The organism is uncultured Winogradskyella sp. (assembly GCF_947496485.1).
GTDB lineage: Bacteria > Bacteroidota > Bacteroidia > Flavobacteriales > Flavobacteriaceae > Winogradskyella.
On the sequence record NZ_CANMCZ010000001.1, the window covers coordinates 121,857 to 141,394 of the forward strand.

Sequence of the window (19,538 nt, forward strand, 5' to 3'; positions counted from 1 at the left end):
TTTTATTTAAAATAATAAGAACCTGACCATTCATAATTCTTATCATTAATTTTTAAATTGTGTGAAGCTTCTTTTGAAGCATTTTTGTTTACTGTTATAAATAGTTTTGTATTGCCATTTACATTAGTTATTGATATTGCAGTATAGTCATCAGTATCTAAAACCACTTTTAATGTTGTAATACTACTTTTTGAATTTTGTGCTGATTCTGAAACCGGACTATAACTTCCATGTGATTCAATGGTTGAAACAAAAATTGTATTCTTCGCATTTTTTCGTCTTAATAGTAATGCTGGATCTCTTCTTAAATTAAATTCAGGGTCGTTAGCTCCTATTCTAGTGAACATTAATTCGTCATTACTTTTAGTTGCGGTTGTTAAGGTATAAAACTTATAGTTGTTCATCCAAGAGAACTTCGTGTTGTCTTCTTTGGCTTTTCCAGAACCTTCAACAAACAGATGTTGATACCCATTTTTGCTTCCTAAGGGTTTTAAGATTTGTGATATTTTGTAATCAAAATTAGTTTGCAATACTTGACCAAAATAATAGTAAGGAAAGTCATATTGATTAGTTTTCTCTGAAGTTATCTTCATAATATCTAACAAATATGGCTTTTCAAAATCTTCGTCTTTGATAATTACCATAGTACGCAGCATTTCTGTTCCTGGATATGCATTGCTCTCTTTTGCACTTACTATTTTTATGCCTTCGTCTTCTGCTGCAAAGTAATGTAAGTCTGAATGATGTTGACTCCCAACTTCATACTTTCCATTAAAATGAGAGATTTCATTTTGAGTAACTGTATTATGAGCAATGGTTTGTTTTGCCCAGGTTTTGTTTTCTTTAAGGTAATTTCCGCCACCTTTTTGTTCAATATTTACAAATCTTGCTAATCCATAATCCTGAATGATTTCTTCTCCATTTTCATATAACGAATAGGATAGCTTGTCATAATGCCCATGACTAGATCCTTGAGCAGCATATTTAAACACAAGCTCTAAATCTTCATTTCGCAAAATACCAACTCCACCTTGCTTACCGTCTGGTCCATCAGACAAGTTTATAGATTTTCTGGTAAATGGCTGAGTTTTTCCATTTTTTATTCCAAGCGCTACAGCCAAACCAGAATCGTCTAATAAGACTTCGTTTTGCTTTTCTGCAATGCTTAATAAACCAGGAGCTTGATCTCCATAATGATAAGAAATATCAACAGCAGTTACCAAGGCACTATTGTAATACGACATCCCTTTTTGACCATCATTAAGTGGAAAGAAATCACCATCAGCATCAGATAAATTTAAAAGTGCATTTATAGATTTTAAAAGCACACCATTTTTATATTCAAAAATCTTTAAATCTGGTTTTACATTATGTAACCCTTCAGCAAAAATCAAGAAAGGATATCCTGCATAACGTTGGTAATAAGGTCCTTCGTTATAATATCCGTCTGGTGAAAAAGGTTCTTCTATATTCGCCAAAAAACCAGCTTTTCCATCCTTATTTAATAATCCGCCATCATCATCTTTAGCCTTGGTATCTAACTGTAAATCTTTAATACCATATAATGCACGATTAACTAATTCTTCGTCATCCATTACCAAACCAATCATACCTACGGCAGCATTTCCCCAAGTACTATGATTGTGAACGCGTTGGTAAAACTGAGGACTATCTACCGAAATATGATCTGCAAATGGCCTAAAGAGATTAGTTTCTAATTTGTTGCGTTCTTCTGCTGTTAAATAATTATAGACACAATCATAAGCCTGACTTACATATACCAACCAATTGGAATCGTTTAAACATTGCCAAAATAACTTACCTCTTGCATACGATCTTGTTTTTGGGTGTAGCGGTAAGGTTTTGTAAAGTGCTTCATATTGCATCAGCATGTCTTTTACGTACTTAGCATATTTCTCGTCATCCAATATTTGATATAAAACACCTGCTTTTTGTAACGCGAACCAATTTTGTTTGTGTCTTGAATGTGTATAACCGCCTGAATAATCTTTTGGAATTGGAACTTCAATTCCTGACGCAATTTCAGCATCAATTTCTTCCTTTACTTTTTGTAACGTATTATCAAAAATTGGAATACTACCTAATTGTGCTCTAATATCCTTTACTCCTTGAGCTGTTAAAATTAATTTCGGATGCTCTTCTGTTGTTGTTTGTGACGTATTATTAGAATTAGTATCGCTTTCATTTTTACATGAAAAGACAATAAATAAAACAGTTAATAGTGTTATGATTGAAATTTTATTCTTCAAACTCTTTTGAATTAATTATATTAAAAATATGATTTTAAGCAATATCTAAATCTAATCAGATTTAGCAATAAATGTATCTTTAAAATTGGTTTACCAATCTGGTTTACCAATATACGATAATTTTTCATCTTAGCAATGGAAGTATTTATCAAAATAATAAATCTAAAATCATTAAAATCACATGTTATAGACACCACCATTAATATCTAAAGTAGCTCCATTAATAAAACCATCGTATTCGGATGCTAAATACAATACTGCACGAGCAACATCATCTGCATTACCTGCACGTTGAATCGGAATGCCAGCTATCGTCTCAGAGGCAGATTCTTTCGTGGTATGTGTGTTATGAAACGAAGTACCGAGAATAAGTCCAGGCGCCACAGCATTAACTCTTGTCCCTTGAGCTCCAAATTCAGTTGCAAGTGCTCGAGTGTAGGTTAATATAGCCCCTTTACTCGTAGCATAAGCCAATGAACCTGGATGACCACCTTTCCGTCCAGCGAGTGATGCCAAATTAACAATACTACTGGTGTCATTTTTTGCTAAATATGGTGCTGCTGCTCTAGTCACCAACATCATAGATGTAAGGTTGATGTCCATCACTTTATTCCAAAAATCAGTTTCCATTTCACTTAGTAGCTTGCGCGCCACAAGTGAGCCAGCATTATTAATTAGAATATCTAAGCCACCCAAAGCTTTTACCGTTTTTTCAACTAAGTCATTTGCATCCTCTTCTTTTGTTAAGTCACCACTTATAGCTATAGCTTTTAATCCTTTATCTTTTGCGTAATTGGTTAAACGGTGCGCATTATCTGCGCTAGAAAAAAAATGGATTGCCACATTGGATCCGCTTTCAATAAAATGTTTGGTTATCGACTCACCAATACCTTGAGCACCAGCTGTGATGAGTATGTTTTTTCCAGTTAATTTATTATTGTTTTTCATGATTGTTATGAATTAATCATTTTTTGCAAAATAGCCTTCATTAGACACAGCAGAATCACTCACCTGTATACTTGCTTTTTTAAACCATACCTCTGCATAGTTTCCGTCTGCATATTGTTTTTGAATATCCCCTCCATGAGTTTCAGCACCAGAACACCAGTTTTTATTAACTTTTGGTGACTTACCATTGGTTTGATTGTAAGAACCAAGTTTAAAAAAACAGCCCTCACCTGCATAAGCATTTGTACGTTCTACTCCATCTTGACCAATTGGCACAAACAAATCTTGAGTTTGCTTAGGAAAATCTGAACTTGTTGAGTACTGAGACTCAATTAAATTTTTTGTAAATGTTTTTGTTTCGTGTTCTCCGCTTGTAAATTTTAGATGCATAATACCATTCTTAACCTGTATTTCATAGCTAAATTCTTCACCTAAAGCAATACCATCTTTAGACTCTTTTGGATATGAATTTTTATCACGACCCACCACTGAAAAATCATGTCCCCAAACTGCTGTCGAATAATCCCATCTTCTAGAATTATCATCACCTTCAGTATTGATTTCGTAATGCCAAAACACCGAACCCTTGTTATGACCAGGGAACTTTTTGTAAAATATTTTTAGCGGTTCATTCTCGTGTCCATCAGCGCTATGTATTTGCCCTACAACCACAGAATATGATGCTGCTACACGAGCATCACCCGTTAATGATACGTTCATTACTTTTAATGTGGCAGATAACTTATCATCAGCACTAGCTGGATACCATTTTTTGATTTGCGCTAATTCAGTTCTTGTATTATTGGAAGTGCCATGTGTATCACCGCCATTTGGTGCTTTAAAAACCACCCAATTACCTGAATCGTCATTTGCAGTATATAAGAAATCTTTGTGCAGAAAATTCTTAGCAATACCAGCATTTGATCCATCACCCAATATTAATTTCCAATGATTAAAAAATGGAATAACGTCACTTGCGTAAACTGTGTTTCCCTCTTCCTTTTCATCTATTGTTTTTTCTTCATCCTTACAACTACCGAGTATTAGAAAAATACTAAGAATTAGTAGCCTTGATCCTATTTTTATTAGTTTTTGCTCATTCCCCATGGTTAAATTTCGTTAAAAATATTCGGTTAATGCTATAATTCCATTATAAGAAATAATACAAGCAAATAGTAATGAAGCAAACAAACCAACATTAATAAATAGACTTGTTTTATAGCCTTTCATAATCTTTTTGTTGTTTACTAGTAGTATGATTCCTAGAATAACAATCGGTAATACAAACACATTAAATACTTGAGATAGAATTTGAATTTCAATAGGGTTAGCACCAAAAGCAGGGCCAATTAAAGCAACTAAGCAGGCTATAAAAGTTATAATTCTAAATTGTCTGGAATTGGTATCTAATTCTCCAGATTGATAATCTGCAATTAGTAATGGTGCAATTAATAAACATGGAAAAATAGAAGATAGGCCTGCACTTAAAGCACCAAAAAAAAATATAGTGACAGCCCATTTTCCTGCAACTGGCTCCAATGTATTTGCCATATCTAATACTTTGGCCACTTCTTTACCCTCCGAAAACAGTGCTCCAGCAGCAACAGCCATTATAATGCCACTAATAACAAATATTAAAATAGCTGCTGTAATTGCATCTCTTTTTTGTTGACTTAAATTTTTAATCGTCCATCCCTTTCCTTTTACAAATAGTGGACGTGATAAAAAAGTTGCAGCTGCCATAGTAGTGCCAACAAATGCCGCAACTAACATTTTTCCACCAGGCACATCAGGAATTGTTGGAATTAATCCTTTAACAACATCTACTGGAAGTGGTTGTACAAAAAATAATGAGAGCAAAAATGAAGAACCCATCAAGGTTACAAAAATGATAAGTATTTTTTCAAAAAAAGTATACTTACCAACCAGCATCAATAAATAAAAGGTAATTATAATTATGATGGCTATAACTAAAACTGTTTCGTATTTAAATTCACCTAAACTTTCAAAATTCAATGCTAATATTTCAAAAATAATATTAGATGAAATTCCTAAAATTCCCATTAAGGAATTCCATTGTCCAAAAGTGATACCTACTATAACTAATATCGCTAAGACTTTACCGAATTTCAAATGTTTCTTAAATCCATAAAGGGCAGTTTCACTAGTTATTAATCCATAATTACCATAAGCAAACATTAAAATTCCAGAAAAAAAACAACTTAATAATAATACCCATAATAATTGCATATTGAATTTACTACCAGCAACAATCATAGAAGTTACGCTACCCGTACCGATCGTATAACCAATAGCAAAAATACCTGGTCCGAAACCTAATATTATGGCAACAATCTTTTTTAGTAATGATTTGTTTTGTGTTGTAGATTCCATAGCATTAGTGGTTGGATTTTTAGTTTTGGTTACTAGCTTTTAATTCCAGTGGGTGTGATAGTTTTTCCCAGAATCATCATCTAACCTTTGATAAGTATGCGCCCCAAAATAATCGCGTTGTGCTTGAATGATATTTGCAGAAGTATATGCTGTCGTAATTCCGTTTAGAAATTGAATCGCTTCTGCAAAAGCAGGTATTGCTAAGTCATTTAACACACATTGCGACACCACTTTTTTTGCCGAAGTTTTATATAAATTTATAAGAGTTATAATCTCTGGATTGGTTAAAATGTTAGTTGTGTTTTTAAAGACTTCAACCAATTTTTCCATTAAAGAAGATCTAATAATACAGCCATTGGTCCATATTCTTGCTATTTCACTTAAGTTTAGGCTCCAATTGAATCTGTTAGATGCTTCATTTATCAATTTAAAACCTTGATAATGATTAATAATTCTCGCGAATTGATAGGCTTCTAACAGGTCATTTGAAGTTATACCTAATTCCGTAGTAATTACTTTTTTAAAATTCTTACTTAGCTGAATACGTTCTTCCTTATAAAACGAAATATAACGAGAAAACAAAGCGGAAGCAATTAAAGTATTTGGTACACCAAGCTCTGCTGAAGCAATGGTTGTCCAGTTTCCTGTGCCTTTATTTCCTGCTTTGTCTAATACTTTATTTACCAAAAATTCGCCACCTTCTTTCTTTCCAAAAATAGTAGTAGTTATTTCTAACAAGTAACTGTTCGACCTGTCTTTCCAAGACTCTAAGGTATTAGCAATGTCATCAGGATTCTGACCTAAAGCTTTTAGAATTGTAGCTACTTCAGCCAATAATTGCATTTCTACATACTCAATTCCATTGTGCACCATTTTTATAAAATGACCACTTCCTTCTGGTCCAACATAAGTACAGCATGGCAATCCATTTTGGTCTTTAGCAGAAATAGTTTCTAGAAATGGTTGCACTTGTTTATAAGCATCTAAATCACCACTTGGCATAATGGATGGCCCTTTTAAAGCACCTTCTTCGCCTCCTGAAACTCCTGCTCCAATAAGGTGTATACCTTTCGTTTTTAAGTAATCGTTACGCTTCTTTGTTTTTTTATAGTTAGAGTTTCCGCCATCAATTAAAATGTCGTTTTTAGATAAATGAGGTAATAAATCTTCAATTACATAATCAATAGTTTTTCCAGCATTGACCATAAGCATGATGCGTCGTGGTTGGTGCAAAGAATTCACGAAAGCTGAAATATCATCAAAAGTAGACGCATTAGATAGTTCTGGAAATTCAGCTCTAAAGTTTTTAGCAATATCGACTTCAACATCTTCAACATGTCTATTAAACATTGAAATTTTAAACCCATTATTTGCTAAGTTTCTGCATAGGCTCTTACCCATAACACCTAAACCAAATAATCCAAATTCTGATTTATCCTCTAAATGATTTTTTACTTCGACTATAATTTCTTTTAGCTCAAGGGTTATATCTATTGTAATTGCGCTTTTTGGCTGTTCTAGCGTCTCAAACTGGGATTTTAGTAATTCTGAAGGCATAAAATGACCTTTTCTAATTCGTAATCTTTCTAAAATTTGTTCAAAAGAACCAGATAAATGCACCCATTTTGTTTGACTTTCAATAGTTGAACTTAAAGTATCACGATACTTTTGTTTTAGTGCTGAACACGCAATAACACAACTGTTTTTTGTAAGTTGTTGTTTAGCTAGATTATTTAAAGTCTCTAACCAAACTTTTCTATCATCATCATTTAACGGGTTTCCACTAGACATTTTCACAACGTTACCTTCGGGATGAAAGTCATCACCATCAAAAAAAGGAATCTTAAAGTCTTGTGCTAGCAATTTTCCAATGGTACTTTTTCCACTTCCAGAAACACCCATTATGAAAATTACTCTATTATTCATGATTTAAAAACAACCGATATATTAACCTACCTATTAATCATTTTAAAATATTTGATATCCAAAAATTAAAGCAACTTGATTAAAATCAGCATTGACATTGGGATAATCATTTAACATTTCTCTTGGACTATCGTATCTAAATTCTACACTGAATTGCTTAAACATATATCCAGCACCTATCGAAAAAGCAGCTCCGTTCTCAATATTATAATCTAATACAGTCCCATAGTGAACCCGAGAATCTATAGGAAATATTAAAGAATAAAAACCATTTAAGAATATTTTGGAGTTATCATTAAGAAAAAAATAATGTCTTAGACCTATTGGTAATTCGATAGTTTTATAATAAACTTCCGCGTTATCATCAGTAAAATTAATAGGATTTAGTACCGTTGTCTTAGCTTGATAATTCTGATAGCTTGGTTCTAAAATAAATGCCCACTTGTCGTTATTAAAAGGTAGTAATAATTCTACCTCAGCACCCAATCTAAAAATAAGTTTGTTTTCAAAATCTGCATCTCTACTATCTCTATTAGCACCTCTAATTGAAACTGAACTTGAAGCGATTCCGGCTTTTACTCTTAAATTAAATAAATCTTTTTTATTATTTTTTTGATAATTAACAGTCTGAATAGATTTATCGCATTCGTTAAATCTCTCAAATAAAGATGATAAATCTTGGGTATTATAGTCCAAGTTGCCTAGTTGGTTTTCATTAATTTCATCACACTTTATACTATTTAACAATTGCTGTCTGTAATAATTGTTTTGACCTATTACACTTCCCTTTATTTTATATCTCTTATATACGAGTTGCTTAATAGGATTATTATTAATTTTATAAAAAAAGCGGTTAAGCAAACCATCTTCATACTTATATAAATTACCTTTACCCTCTACAACAAGTCTCAAAAACAATTCTTCAATCTTAAAGATTGGGTTTCTATTTACTGATAAATCGTCTATATTATCACTAGATCTATCTATTTCTACTTTAGCCCTGATATATTTTGAACTACCATAAATCTCGAAAACCTTTATTTCTTTAATTGTATGAGTTTTAACATAACCAGATTCAGATAATTTATATTTGAAATCGATTGGATTATCTTTCCAATCGATGTTTTTAATTAAGCATTCTATTTTTTCATTAGAATTAGTTATAAACGATCCTTTTTCAAAATTAGTTTGAGCAAAAAAAGAACTACTCACAATTAAAAAAATAACTAAAAAATTATATCTCATTCAAAAATTATTTATTAGGTGTTATTCCTTCTCCCAAAGTCGCCTCTCTAAACCAAACCTCTGCATAGCTTCCATTTTCATATTGTTTGGCTATATCACCTCCATAGGTTTCAGATTTGGTGCTACCTGGATTAGCTTGATTATAACAACCTTGTTTGAAGTAATTTTTTTCGCCAGCATAGGCCATTTCGCGTTCAACTCCACCACCTTTTTCTCTGTTAGCATACACCTTTTTAACCTGTTCTGGCACGTCTTCTCTAGTCGCAAATTCTGATTTAATTAGACTTTTGATATGTTTTACCGTTTTATGACCTTCACTTTTAAAAGTCAAATACATAACACCTTTATACACGTTAACTTCGTAACTAAATTCTTCCCCTAAAGCAATACCATTTTCTGGTTCTTTTGGATAATCTGTTGGACTTGAACCCACAACAGAAAAATCATGTCCCCAAACAGCAGTAGAATAATCAAATCTTCCAATATTATCACCTTTTGTATTGATTTCATAATTCCAAAATACAGAGCCTTTTGTATGACCAGGGAATTTTTTATAATAGATTTTTAAAGGTTCGTTTTCATGACCTTCATCACTATGAATTTGACCGATGACGACTGAATAGGAAGACGCTTTTGTGGCATGACCAGTAGTGGAGACATGTTGCACTTTTAAGGTACCTGTTAGTTTTCCGCCAGTTTCTGGAATCCAGTGTGCTTTTTCACCTAATTCTGTACGTGTATTTTTTGATGTTCTTGAGGTGATACCAGCATTAGGCGTTTTATAAACTACCCAATTTGTACCATTTTCTTTTTCAACATAGAAAAAATCATCTTTTTGGTAATTTACTAAATCATCAACATGAGTTCCATCACCTAAAAGGATTTTCCACTTGTCCATAAACGGAATGACATCACTCGGGTAAATCTTTGCTTTTGAAACTTCCTCATTGGATTTCTTAGTGTCATCACCACAACTATTCATTAATATTGTAATACTAATCAATAAAAGAAGCTTAAATACTGTTTTATTATTCTGAGAATCCATAATTAGTTCATTTATTGAATTATCGTGAAATGAAATACTTGCTTCAACTATTTATCAATAGTATTTCTTCTTAAACTACCTCTTTATTGCTCCAGCAGTATCACTTTGCAATAAGGTTTCTACGTTCTCAAGAGACACCGTATTTACATCACCCGGAACAGTATGTTTCAATGCACAAGCTGCCGAAGCAAATTCTATAGCCTGTTTATTATCATAATGTAGTAACCCATAGATTAAACCAGCGGCAAATGCATCACCAGTACCAACTCGATCTATAATGTGAGTTATGTTTAGCATATCGGATTTAATGTAATCTTGCCCATTCCACATTTTTCCTTGAATTTGATGGTGTGATGCACTAATGATCCTTCTTGTTTTTTTGACTACTTTCTTTATGTTAGGAAAAAGGTCTATTAGTTCTATAGCTAAATCCTGGAATTTATCGTCTAATTTACCTAAGGAAAACATTTCGCGAATACCACTACTACTGGTTATTACAACATCAGTATTACGCACTAAATCAGGAATGACTTCCTGCATTGTTTTTCCGTATTTCCACATATTATTCCGCGAATTAATATCTCCTGAAACTGTTATTCCTAATTTGTTCGCTGTTTTAATAGCATCTAAACAAGAATTTGCAGCTCCTTTTGAAATAGCAGGTGTTATACCTGTCCAATGGAACCAATCGGCATCCTTGAGGACATCTTCCCAATCTATCATTGATGGTTCTATCAAGGAAAATGCAGAACCTTCTCTTTCATAAATGACTTCACTAGATCTATGTACGGCACCTTTTTCGAGAAAATACTTGCCCATCATCTCATCACCATAAATAACATGCTCTGTGCTTAACCAATGTTTTCGTAAAAATTGAGTAGCAGCTTTTCCAAGGGCATTATCAGGAAAACGTGTGACGTGAGCTGCTTTCATCCCCAAGTAAGCACATGAAATACCTACATTTGCTTCGCCTCCACCGTAAACAAGCTCGAATGAAGAAGCCTGTGAAAATTTTTCATAACCAGGTGGCGACAATCGCATCATAACCTCACCGAATGTTATTACTTTTTTGGCCATAACTTCTAATACATCAACTTCATTACTAAATTTTCTTCTGTTTTTATTTTTCCAGAATTAGTTAAGCTGTTTTCAGACTCTACATTATTCTTTGCTCCCCATAAAATAGACACAAATTGAACTGGGTTATTTTTAAATGTGTTTTTAGTAATATTTACATTTACAATACCATTATGATTTAATAACCTTTTGTTTTTCTCTTTTACTCCACAATTGGTAAATGTGCTATTGGTTACTAAAAGGTTTCCACCAATGGTAGACTCATCATATCCGCCTCTGTAATAATCTATAACATTAGCTTTAACATTATTGAAATTACAGTTATTAATAGTTAAATATTCTGTGTTATAATCTCCTTTGTCGTTTGTTTCTTCAGATAATTCGATTCCGTTTTCACAATTTGAAATTGATGTGTTTTCAAAAGTAACACGTTCTGCAAACGATTCTTTATAGGCTTTTAAGACGTAATTAAAATCCTTTATTGTTGAATTTAAAACTGTTAATCCAAAGTGATTAGACATGTTTTCTTTTAAACTTGCAAACGCGTAGTTGGTATTGTTTCCTTTTAAGTTTAGAAAATTAACTGTTAGTTTTCCTTTAGGTTGCAATGAAAACAATGGTGTATTTGATGCTCCTGAAAACACAACTTCAGCTTTTCCTTCAGATTGAATAGTCAATGTTTTATTAATTACTAAAGAATTATTCACATTATAAATACCTTCTGCCAAAGCGATAATATCTCCATTTTCTGCCTCATTAATTTTAACTTGTAATTCTTCTGTTTTAGTTACAGAATGCGTTACAGGTTCTTTAGCTTCAATTTCATTTGAAAACCAAGTGGTTCCATATTTAGATTTATCTAAAATATTTGGGTCCGATACGTCTTTGCCTATTACTGCACCAATACTCTTACTGTCTTTTCTAGAAACACCAAATAAATCGGTTTCGATAGTATTAAAATCGAAGCCATTATATGCTTCAAAATCATTTGGTATTCCTGTTGGAATATAAATGTTGTCAGTTAGTATTTTTGGGTCTAAAGGAGCTTCAACAATTCCACCATTAAAATCTTTGAATTTTACACCTTTATTATCTACAATATTGTTTTTGAACATAACGCCATCTGCTTTATCGTTTTCAACAACAATGTTTTCTAATCCTTTTTCATTATAAATAATATTATTAGCAACCGTAGTTCTAATAGCTCTTGCCGAGCGAATTTCGGATGGTGGCAATACATCAGCTTGTGCAATATTTGTCCCCACACCAAATTGCCAAGGTGAACTACAATTCACATAGGTATTATAAGCCACGACAACATCTGTAACTTGATTATAACGGTTTAACGGCGATTTTGGAATACCATTCATTACTGCTAATGGGCTTCTAAAACTTTTACCTTTTAGTCCATAAAAATAGTTATTAACTACCCAATGTCCTGTATTAATAATTCTGATTCCTCCATAGTTTTCGTTTACACCATCTCCTATAAAATAGTTTCCGTCAATCGTTACATAATTTCCATGACGTGTTACTAAAGAGCCTTCACTCTTATAGAATACATTATTTTTAAATACATTAAAATTTGTCTTACTAGAAATAACCTCAACCTCACCATTACATTCTTCAAATAAGTTATTAGCAACATATGTATGACTCGGTGACATCGACGTATAACTATCTCCCAGTTGAATTGTTTCACCACTTGGACCTCCTTTTACTGGTCTTGGCCCAAAATGGTTGTTTACAATTTGATGGTAATTATTAATACTTTCTACACCAGCAATACTGACTCTTACAGTTGGACCTCTATTTGTTTTTCCTGCGATATAACAATTACTTAACTCATTATGTCTTCCCCAAAATTGAACCCATAAATCGCTTTTATCGCGTTTTGGTTTATTAAAATCTTCAATAACGCTATTGGTAAATTTGCAATTGTTCGCTATCTCGTCTAATGTATCTTTATGACTTATTTTAAAGTCTACTACAGCATTTGATGGAGAAAAACCATTTTTAAAATGTAAACCATCAACTACTAAATACTCTCCACCAAATTTTAAATAGGATTGACCTTCAATACTAACTTTACCAGGTGTTTCTGCTTTTAGAGTTATAGGTTTATCTTTAGTTCCTTTGCCTCTGAATTTAATTTTAACATCTTTCCAAACACCATTTTTTAGAATTATATTATCACCTGGTTCAGCACTTGATATCGCTTTATTTAGTTCATCTGCACTAGAAATTACTTGATTGGAATTTGATTCAGATATCTCATCACAAGATAAAAACAAGGCCAGTAAGCCGACAGCTAATAAATATTTCTTCATTTATATATTTTTTAGTACTTAATGAGATACTTCTAATTCAAAAAATTTTACTTTAGAAAATGCTCCTTCAGCAGTAGAACCTAGATAATTTCCTGCTTTATAATAATTTTGAAAAGGCCATTTTTCTAAACTTACATCTTCATAAACTAAAGGTTCATTTTCATTGAGTTGTAATTCTAATCTGGCATCTGAAGCTGTAATTCTAAAATCAAAAGCCTCAAAACCAACATAGCCCATATTATCTTTTATATCATACCAAGTAGAACTTGATGTATCTAAAAGGTCATCACCAGAAGTAGTCTCATCCACAAGTGATTTTTTATGAGACCATATGTAGCCATCTTTCCAGTAAATTTTTATTAATGGTGGGCCATTATTAGATGAAAATCCATGGATTGCCATATCATTTTCAGAAATAATTCCATGAATTTGCATTACTATAGTTCTATGATATTGACTACTACTTTGAGAATCTTCAGATATGTCTACCAGCTTTAATCGACCTGTCATATTACCTCCTTGAGCTAATGACCAATTACTTCGAGCATTAGATGGATTAATTAATTCACGTAGCTCAGTTCTAGAATATGAACTATTTGTTGTTGTTGACGCTGGAAATGTATAAAATTCTATAGAAGAATCTTCAGTATCATCATACATATAAGGTTGTATCGCTGTATTAGTTCTATAACCACCATTGACTAATTCATTTGGTTGATACTCATCTGGACTACCATTGTTGTTTTCATCAACTGGCAATGTTACTTTCCAATTTGAAAAATTAATATCTGCGTAAGTAACATCATTAACATCATCTGGGTTATCAATAGTGGTAGGCCCTAAACTGTCGTCATCGTTACCATAATTATTAGAACAACTTGATAATAGTATAACAAGAATAGTGAAGAAAAAAGATGCTCTTAAAGTCATATATTCTTTAATTATAATTGGTTTACCAGATTGGTTAACCAAATGTAAGATATTTTTTCTATTTATCAGAAAATATAAAGATAATTATGTAAACAATATACTAATTACCTAAACAAATATAATTAATTGAAAACTAAAGGATACAATAAACGTCCTTCTGATAATCCTATAAAATAATCTCAAAAACATATAATTTCCATCTCAAAGTCGTATCAATTATATCAATATTAAAAACTTTGTAAAAATAAATTACCACAGTTTATTTGAACAAATCATTAGCGCATTTTGTTTTTAAAGTGTGTAAGAAAGTTGTAATTTATACGACTATATTAATATCTTTATAAAAAGCATATTATTAACTAGAAAAGAAAGGAACCCATATTATGCTAACTTGGAAAGATGTTATCAATTTCTCCGTAAACGGAAACCCAACACCAGATAAACGTGTTGAAAAAACAGAAGCTGAGTGGAGAGCTCAATTAACTCCAGAACAATTCAGAATTACGAGACAAAAAGGTACAGAACGCGCTCATAGCGGCGCACTTTGTAGCATCTACGATGAAGGTAAATACAACTGTATATGTTGTGATACTCCTCTGTTTGATTCTACAATTAAATTTAGTTCTGGTACAGGTTGGCCAAGTTTTACGCAACCTATTAAAGAAAACGCCATTAAATATGATAAGGATTCATCTTTTGGTATGGTGCGCGTTGAAGTAATGTGTAACACTTGTGATGCCCATTTAGGACATATTTTCCCTGATGGACCAGAACCAAGCGGATTACGATACTGTATTAATTCAGAGTCCATGACTTTAGATAAGGAGACTGCTTAATGACTACTAATTTAAAAATCGCCACATTTGGCGGAGGTTGCTTTTGGTGTACAGAAGCCGTATTTCAAGAAGTAAAAGGTGTAGAAAAAGTGGTTTCTGGGTATACTGGAGGCAATGCACCAGGAAGACCAACCTACAGAGAAGTTTGCTCTGGCTTAACTGGTCATGCCGAAGTCATCCAAGTTACTTTTAATGCAAACGTGATTACTTACGAAGATATTCTTATCATTTTTATGACGACTCACGATCCTACTACATTAAATAGACAAGGTGCAGATCGTGGCACACAATATCGATCGGTAATTTATTATCATGATAAGTCTCAAAAAGAAATCGCAGAAGTTGTCATTAAAGAACTGGCTCAGTACTATGAAGACCCAATAGTTACTGAAGTATCAGAAGCTGTTAAGTTCTACGAAGCTGAGAAGGAGCATCAAGATTATTACAGAAATAATCAGACTCAGGGCTATTGTAGTTTTGTGATTACACCAAAACTGATGAAGTTACGTAAACTACATGCTGATAAGCTAAAGAGCGCTTAATTAAACTGCACTTATTAAAAACTCTAAGGCAATTCAGAAAATGAATTGTCTAGAGTTTATTATTAAATAATTTTAAAAAGAGAGGGACATAATTATGTCAAATCAAACAGAAAAACCAATTTTGAAAGCACCAGAATTTGATGTTAATTCTTGGATAGATGCTAAGGGTAACAAAACTGAACCTATTAAATTATCAGATTTTAAAGGAAAATTTAAAATCGTTTATTGTTTTCAAAGTTGGTGTCCGGGTTGTCACAGCAAAGGCCTACCAGATCTACAAAAAATGGTCGAAGCTTTAAAGCATAATGATAATATAGAATTTATGGCTATTCAAACCGTTTTTGAAGGTCATGATTCAAACACTTATGAGAAAATGGTAGAAACTCAAAAACGATATATGCTTAAGATTCCTTTTGGACATGATGCCGGTAACGATGGTAAATCACGCTCTAATATTATGACCAATTACAATACTGGAGGTACGCCCTGGTTTATTTTTATTGATAAGCACGATAATGTGGTGTATAGTGATTTTCATTTAAACCCAGAGGCAGCAATAGAGTTTTTAAAATCTTTATAGCATGGCATTAGAAATTAAACTTTATGGCACCGAAAGGTGCCATAAAACTCAATACTATAAATCCTTTTTAGGTCAAAAAGGACTCGCTTTTTCGTTTCTAGATGTCGAAATGGATGATGTCTTTGCTGAGGAATTAAGAGGTTTGTACGAAAACAAAAAACTTAATTTCCCTACAATAACCATTGATAAAAAGAAATTGCGAAATCCATCCGATAATGAATTAAACAAATGGCTAGACAAACTAAAATAGCACTAGGAGGTGGCTGTCATTGGTGTACTGAGGCTGTATTTCAATCTTTGAAAGGTGTTGAACAAGTAGAGCAAGGTTACGTATCTTCAACAAATGAAAACAGTTCATTTTCTGAAGCTGTAATTGTTCACTTTAATCCTGAAATTATATCGCTTCAAACTTTGATTGAAATTCACTTATATACACACAAAAGTAACTCAGCACACTCGATGAGAGATAAATATCGTTCAGCGATTTATATCTTTTCAGAAGAACAAGCACAGGAAGTAAAAAATACATTAAACGAATTTCAAGCTGAATTTGATAATCAACTTATTACTAATGTATATCCATTTTCAGAATTTAAAGCCTCACGAGAAGCGATTCAAAATTATTATCTAAAAAATCCTAAAAAGCCTTTTTGTGAACGCTTTATAAACCCTAAATTGAAGCTAATACTAGATAAATTCTCAGACCAAATCAATAAAAACTTTATATCAAACAATTTAAAATTAAAACAATGACATTATTTGAATCTATAAAAAGCTACTTCAACAAAAAGAAAAATAATGAATCAACAGGTAATTCTCCTGAAGGTATTTGTCCAAATTGTTGGGGAAAACAAGAATGGGAAGGTGAATTCTATGAGTTTATGAAAGGAAGTAAAAACGAAAAAAGAGATGAAACTTATAATAACTTCATCAATAAAATTGTTGAGAGTAATATTGAAGGTATTGCTATTCAAAAAGACACCTATACCTGTAAAACTTGTACTATTAATTACGCTCACAACCACTAGATGAATCAAACAAAAATTGGATTAGGTATGGCCGCTTTGGGCAGACCAGATTATATCAATATTAGATCAAACACAAATATTGATAAGTCTGTTGAGGTATTTAAAGCAATTGCTTTTAAGGTTTTAGATGAAAGTTATACGCTTGGTATTAAAGATTTTGATGTAGCACCATCATATGGTTTAGGTGAACAATTTTTATTAGAATGGAATAACTCAAGAAATCACAAAGATGTTAATCTCTCAACAAAATTCGGTTATACTTATGTTGCCAATTGGGAAATTGGATTTTCTGGCAAACACGAAATTAAAGAACATTCCATCTCAAAATTGAATAAGCAATGGGAAGTATCAAAAGCCATGCTTCCTAATCTAAAAATCTATCAAGTACACTCTGCAACACTAGACAGTGGTGTTTTAACCAATGAAGCTGTCTTGTCTAAGCTATACGAATTAAAGCAAGAGCATAATTTAAAAATTGGAATTACGTCTAGCGGAACTGAACAAGTTAAAATTATTGAAGTAGCACAAAAAATTAATTTTGATGGCGATGATTTATTTGATAGCTATCAAGTAACTTTTAATATTTTTGAACAGTCATGTTTTCATATCTTGAGAGAATTATTAGCAAAAGGTAAAACTATCATTATCAAAGAAGCTTTAGCTAATGGTCGCGTATTTAAAAATGATAAATTTTTTCAATACGAATCCGCTTATGACTATTTAGGGCACCTTTCAAGTAAATACTCTGTTGGAACAGATGCTATTGCTTTGCGTTTTATAATTGACCACTTAGAACCTAGCGTTATTTTAAGTGGCGCCTCAAACAGCAATCAACTTAAAGAGAATCTAAAAGCTTTAAATTTTGAATTAGATAAAAACGAAGTCTCTAAACTAAAATTATTTGCAGTAACTCCTCACAATTATTGGAAAGAGCGTAGTCATCTGAAATGGAATTAATCAACTGTAGTACCTCTATAATAATCTAAAATTTTTACGCGCAACAAATATTCATACTTGGCATTTGCTAAATTAACCCTTGCGTTATCCAAATTGTTTTTACTAGAGATATAATTCAAGAAATTTGAAACCCCATTTTTAAACCTTATGTCATTAATACGATAAGATTCTTCATATGCCTCTACTTGTTTTAATAGGCTTTGGTGTCGCTTATAAGCCGCTTCCATATCAAAATGAACTTGAGCAATAACATTTTTAATGTCTAAATGTGTTCGCTCTAAGTCTAAAATAGATTCCTTAACTCTAATTTTTTCTAAGGCTACATTATTTTTAGCCCTAAATCCATTAAAAAGTGGAACATTAACCGCTACTCCAATAACAGTATTTAAATTATTATCCAATTGATCTTCGTAACCAATTCCATTTGAAGCGAATGACGTCTGCTCTGTCATCACGGGTAAATCTTGGCCATTAACTGTCACAAAATCGCTAGTTTCAACAATACTCGTACCTGTTGACGTAAATATTTCTGCTGCACTGGAATAATTGCTATTTACTCCACCAAACACAGATATTTCTGGAGTAAACTGAGATTTAGCAACACTGACTCCCTTCTTCGCAGCTTCTACACGCAATTCTCTGGCTTTAAATGTTGCTAAATTTTGTAATGCTTGCAAGTAAACCTCATCAGCAGATAAATTGTAGACTTCAAAATCTAGAATAAGATTCTTAGTGTCTATACCACCACCTTCTTCTAAATTTAATAGTCTCATTAAACTTAATTTTGCATTGTTCAAACTGCTTTCTGAAACCAAAATACTTGTTTCATCATTTGCAACTTGTCCTAATATATCAGCATAATCAGCTGGGTTTCCGGATTCATTTTCATAAAATCCTTTTTGTATATTAAGCTGTTTTCTAGTAGCTTCTAGTCGTGCTTTAGTTAATTCTAAAACATCTCTTGCATTTAGAACTTGAAGATATGCTAATGTTACATTCAGTACTAAGTCTTGTTTAGCAGCTTCAATTTCGAGATCTGAAGCCTTTTTGTTTAAACGATTCTGCTTAGCTGTATTCAATAATCGAAATCCATTAAAAATAGTAGCGTCTATACTTAGGCCTAAATTAGAAAATGTTAACTCTTGATTTATAAAATCGTTAGTAAAAGGATCAATACTTCTACCATCATTAACGCCCAAATTAAAATTACCATTAATACTGGGTAACAAGTTTGCTTTAGATTGCTGGTAATTGACTTTAGCAGAATTAGCTAGTAAATTTGTTGATTTTAAATCGAGATTATTTTGTAATGCTATGGAAATACATTCTTCTAAGGAATAACGTTTCTCAGATTGATCTTGAGCATATCCAGTTAGACTCATCATAAAAATTATGATGTATATAAGTTGTTTCTGTATCATGATTATTTT

At 32.3% G+C, this 19,538-nt stretch carries 18 protein-coding genes; 7 read left to right on the top strand and 11 right to left on the bottom strand.

The features are described 5' to 3' along the window. Nucleotides 1–2: 2 nt before the first annotated feature. The 10 genes from Q0822_RS00540 to Q0822_RS00585 form a co-directional block, all read right to left on the bottom strand. On the bottom strand, nucleotides 3–2,270 hold the full coding sequence (locus Q0822_RS00540; RefSeq protein WP_299118859.1) for an alginate lyase family protein: 2,268 nt from the start codon (nucleotides 2,268–2,270) through the stop codon (nucleotides 3–5). A 177-nt stretch (nucleotides 2,271–2,447) separates the two neighbouring features. Further along, on the bottom strand, nucleotides 2,448–3,218 hold the full coding sequence (gene fabG, locus Q0822_RS00545) for a 3-oxoacyl-ACP reductase FabG (protein WP_299118862.1): 771 nt from the start codon (nucleotides 3,216–3,218) through the stop codon (nucleotides 2,448–2,450). A 12-nt stretch (nucleotides 3,219–3,230) separates the two neighbouring features. Further along, entirely contained in the window at nucleotides 3,231–4,325 is a 1,095-nt protein-coding gene (locus tag Q0822_RS00550) for a polysaccharide lyase family 7 protein (RefSeq protein ID WP_299118864.1), read from the bottom strand. Nucleotides 4,326–4,337: 12 nt separating this feature from the next. Next, the gene (locus Q0822_RS00555) at nucleotides 4,338–5,612 is read right to left on the bottom strand and encodes a divalent metal cation transporter (RefSeq protein ID WP_299118866.1); all 1,275 of its coding nucleotides are present in this window, start codon (nucleotides 5,610–5,612) and stop codon (nucleotides 4,338–4,340) included. A gap of 39 nt (nucleotides 5,613–5,651) precedes the next feature. Next, nucleotides 5,652–7,538 carry an NADP-dependent phosphogluconate dehydrogenase gene (gndA, locus tag Q0822_RS00560; protein ID WP_299118868.1) on the bottom strand — a complete coding sequence of 629 codons (1,887 nt, stop codon included), beginning with the start codon at nucleotides 7,536–7,538 and terminating at the stop codon, nucleotides 5,652–5,654. Between the two features lie 42 nt (nucleotides 7,539–7,580). Further along, on the bottom strand, nucleotides 7,581–8,783 hold the full coding sequence (locus tag Q0822_RS00565) for a tRNA modification GTPase (protein ID WP_299118871.1): 1,203 nt from the start codon (nucleotides 8,781–8,783) through the stop codon (nucleotides 7,581–7,583). Nucleotides 8,784–8,790: 7 nt separating this feature from the next. Next, nucleotides 8,791–9,828, bottom strand: coding sequence for a polysaccharide lyase family 7 protein (locus tag Q0822_RS00570; protein WP_299118874.1), 1,038 nt, complete (start codon nucleotides 9,826–9,828; stop codon nucleotides 8,791–8,793). A gap of 75 nt (nucleotides 9,829–9,903) precedes the next feature. Continuing rightward, nucleotides 9,904–10,905: a sugar kinase gene (locus Q0822_RS00575; RefSeq protein ID WP_299118878.1), complete on the bottom strand. Its 1,002-nt coding sequence runs from the start codon at nucleotides 10,903–10,905 to the stop codon at nucleotides 9,904–9,906. Between the two features lie 5 nt (nucleotides 10,906–10,910). Beyond that, a complete protein-coding gene (locus Q0822_RS00580; protein ID WP_299118881.1) occupies nucleotides 10,911–13,235 on the bottom strand; it encodes a chondroitinase-B domain-containing protein in 2,325 nt (774 codons plus the stop codon). Between the two features lie 18 nt (nucleotides 13,236–13,253). Beyond that, complete coding sequence (locus Q0822_RS00585) at nucleotides 13,254–14,165, bottom strand: polysaccharide lyase family 7 protein (protein ID WP_299118883.1); 912 nt, start codon at nucleotides 14,163–14,165, stop codon at nucleotides 13,254–13,256. A gap of 383 nt (nucleotides 14,166–14,548) precedes the next feature. Between Q0822_RS00585 and msrB the strand changes: the two genes are divergently transcribed. The 7 genes from msrB (at nucleotide 14,549) to Q0822_RS00620 (ending at nucleotide 18,108) form a co-directional block, all read left to right on the top strand. Continuing rightward, nucleotides 14,549–15,001, top strand: coding sequence for a peptide-methionine (R)-S-oxide reductase MsrB (gene msrB, locus Q0822_RS00590; RefSeq protein WP_299118886.1), 453 nt, complete (start codon nucleotides 14,549–14,551; stop codon nucleotides 14,999–15,001). Further along, on the top strand, nucleotides 15,001–15,543 hold the full coding sequence (msrA, locus tag Q0822_RS00595) for a peptide-methionine (S)-S-oxide reductase MsrA (RefSeq protein ID WP_299118889.1): 543 nt from the start codon (nucleotides 15,001–15,003) through the stop codon (nucleotides 15,541–15,543). Before msrB ends, msrA begins: the two co-directional genes overlap by 1 nt. Before the next feature lie 94 nt (nucleotides 15,544–15,637). After that, nucleotides 15,638–16,123 (top strand): TlpA disulfide reductase family protein, encoded by a 486-nt coding sequence (locus Q0822_RS00600; protein ID WP_299118892.1) that lies wholly within the window; start codon nucleotides 15,638–15,640, stop codon nucleotides 16,121–16,123. Between the two features lies 1 nt (nucleotide 16,124). Next, entirely contained in the window at nucleotides 16,125–16,373 is a 249-nt protein-coding gene (locus Q0822_RS00605) for a glutaredoxin domain-containing protein (RefSeq protein ID WP_299118895.1), read from the top strand. Further along, a complete protein-coding gene (locus Q0822_RS00610; RefSeq protein ID WP_299118898.1) occupies nucleotides 16,352–16,876 on the top strand; it encodes a peptide-methionine (S)-S-oxide reductase in 525 nt (174 codons plus the stop codon). The genes Q0822_RS00605 and Q0822_RS00610 overlap by 22 nt, the downstream gene beginning before the upstream one ends. Further along, the gene (locus Q0822_RS00615) at nucleotides 16,873–17,151 is read left to right on the top strand and encodes a hypothetical protein (protein ID WP_299118901.1); all 279 of its coding nucleotides are present in this window, start codon (nucleotides 16,873–16,875) and stop codon (nucleotides 17,149–17,151) included. Before Q0822_RS00610 ends, Q0822_RS00615 begins: the two co-directional genes overlap by 4 nt. Next, on the top strand, nucleotides 17,152–18,108 hold the full coding sequence (locus Q0822_RS00620; RefSeq protein ID WP_299118903.1) for an aldo/keto reductase: 957 nt from the start codon (nucleotides 17,152–17,154) through the stop codon (nucleotides 18,106–18,108). It abuts the gene before it with no gap. Here the strand turns inward: Q0822_RS00620 and Q0822_RS00625 are convergent. Further along, a complete protein-coding gene (locus Q0822_RS00625) occupies nucleotides 18,105–19,529 on the bottom strand; it encodes a TolC family protein (RefSeq protein WP_299118905.1) in 1,425 nt (474 codons plus the stop codon). The two genes, Q0822_RS00620 and Q0822_RS00625, sit on opposite strands and share 4 nt — an antisense overlap. Nucleotides 19,530–19,538: the final 9 nt, after the last annotated feature.

Bases quoted from the DNA above. Each gene is read 5' to 3' on its own strand.
- Q0822_RS00555 (WP_299118866.1), bottom strand. From the start codon at position 5,612: ATGGAATCTACAACACAAAACAAATCATTACTAAAAAAGATTGTTGCC.
- Q0822_RS00615 (WP_299118901.1), top strand. From the start codon at position 16,873: ATGACATTATTTGAATCTATAAAAAGCTACTTCAACAAAAAGAAAAAT.
- Q0822_RS00570 (WP_299118874.1), bottom strand. From the start codon at position 9,828: ATGGATTCTCAGAATAATAAAACAGTATTTAAGCTTCTTTTATTGATT.
- Q0822_RS00580 (WP_299118881.1), bottom strand. From the start codon at position 13,235: ATGAAGAAATATTTATTAGCTGTCGGCTTACTGGCCTTGTTTTTATCT.
- Q0822_RS00565 (WP_299118871.1), bottom strand. From the start codon at position 8,783: ATGAGATATAATTTTTTAGTTATTTTTTTAATTGTGAGTAGTTCTTTT.
- Q0822_RS00605 (WP_299118895.1), top strand. From the start codon at position 16,125: ATGGCATTAGAAATTAAACTTTATGGCACCGAAAGGTGCCATAAAACT.
- Q0822_RS00625 (WP_299118905.1), bottom strand. From the start codon at position 19,529: ATGATACAGAAACAACTTATATACATCATAATTTTTATGATGAGTCTA.
- Q0822_RS00575 (WP_299118878.1), bottom strand. From the start codon at position 10,905: ATGGCCAAAAAAGTAATAACATTCGGTGAGGTTATGATGCGATTGTCG.
- Q0822_RS00600 (WP_299118892.1), top strand. From the start codon at position 15,638: ATGTCAAATCAAACAGAAAAACCAATTTTGAAAGCACCAGAATTTGAT.
- msrA (WP_299118889.1), top strand. From the start codon at position 15,001: ATGACTACTAATTTAAAAATCGCCACATTTGGCGGAGGTTGCTTTTGG.
- Q0822_RS00585 (WP_299118883.1), bottom strand. From the start codon at position 14,165: ATGACTTTAAGAGCATCTTTTTTCTTCACTATTCTTGTTATACTATTA.
- gndA (WP_299118868.1), bottom strand. From the start codon at position 7,538: ATGAATAATAGAGTAATTTTCATAATGGGTGTTTCTGGAAGTGGAAAA.
- Q0822_RS00620 (WP_299118903.1), top strand. From the start codon at position 17,152: ATGAATCAAACAAAAATTGGATTAGGTATGGCCGCTTTGGGCAGACCA.
- fabG (WP_299118862.1), bottom strand. From the start codon at position 3,218: ATGAAAAACAATAATAAATTAACTGGAAAAAACATACTCATCACAGCT.
- Q0822_RS00610 (WP_299118898.1), top strand. From the start codon at position 16,352: ATGGCTAGACAAACTAAAATAGCACTAGGAGGTGGCTGTCATTGGTGT.
- Q0822_RS00550 (WP_299118864.1), bottom strand. From the start codon at position 4,325: ATGGGGAATGAGCAAAAACTAATAAAAATAGGATCAAGGCTACTAATT.
- msrB (WP_299118886.1), top strand. From the start codon at position 14,549: ATGCTAACTTGGAAAGATGTTATCAATTTCTCCGTAAACGGAAACCCA.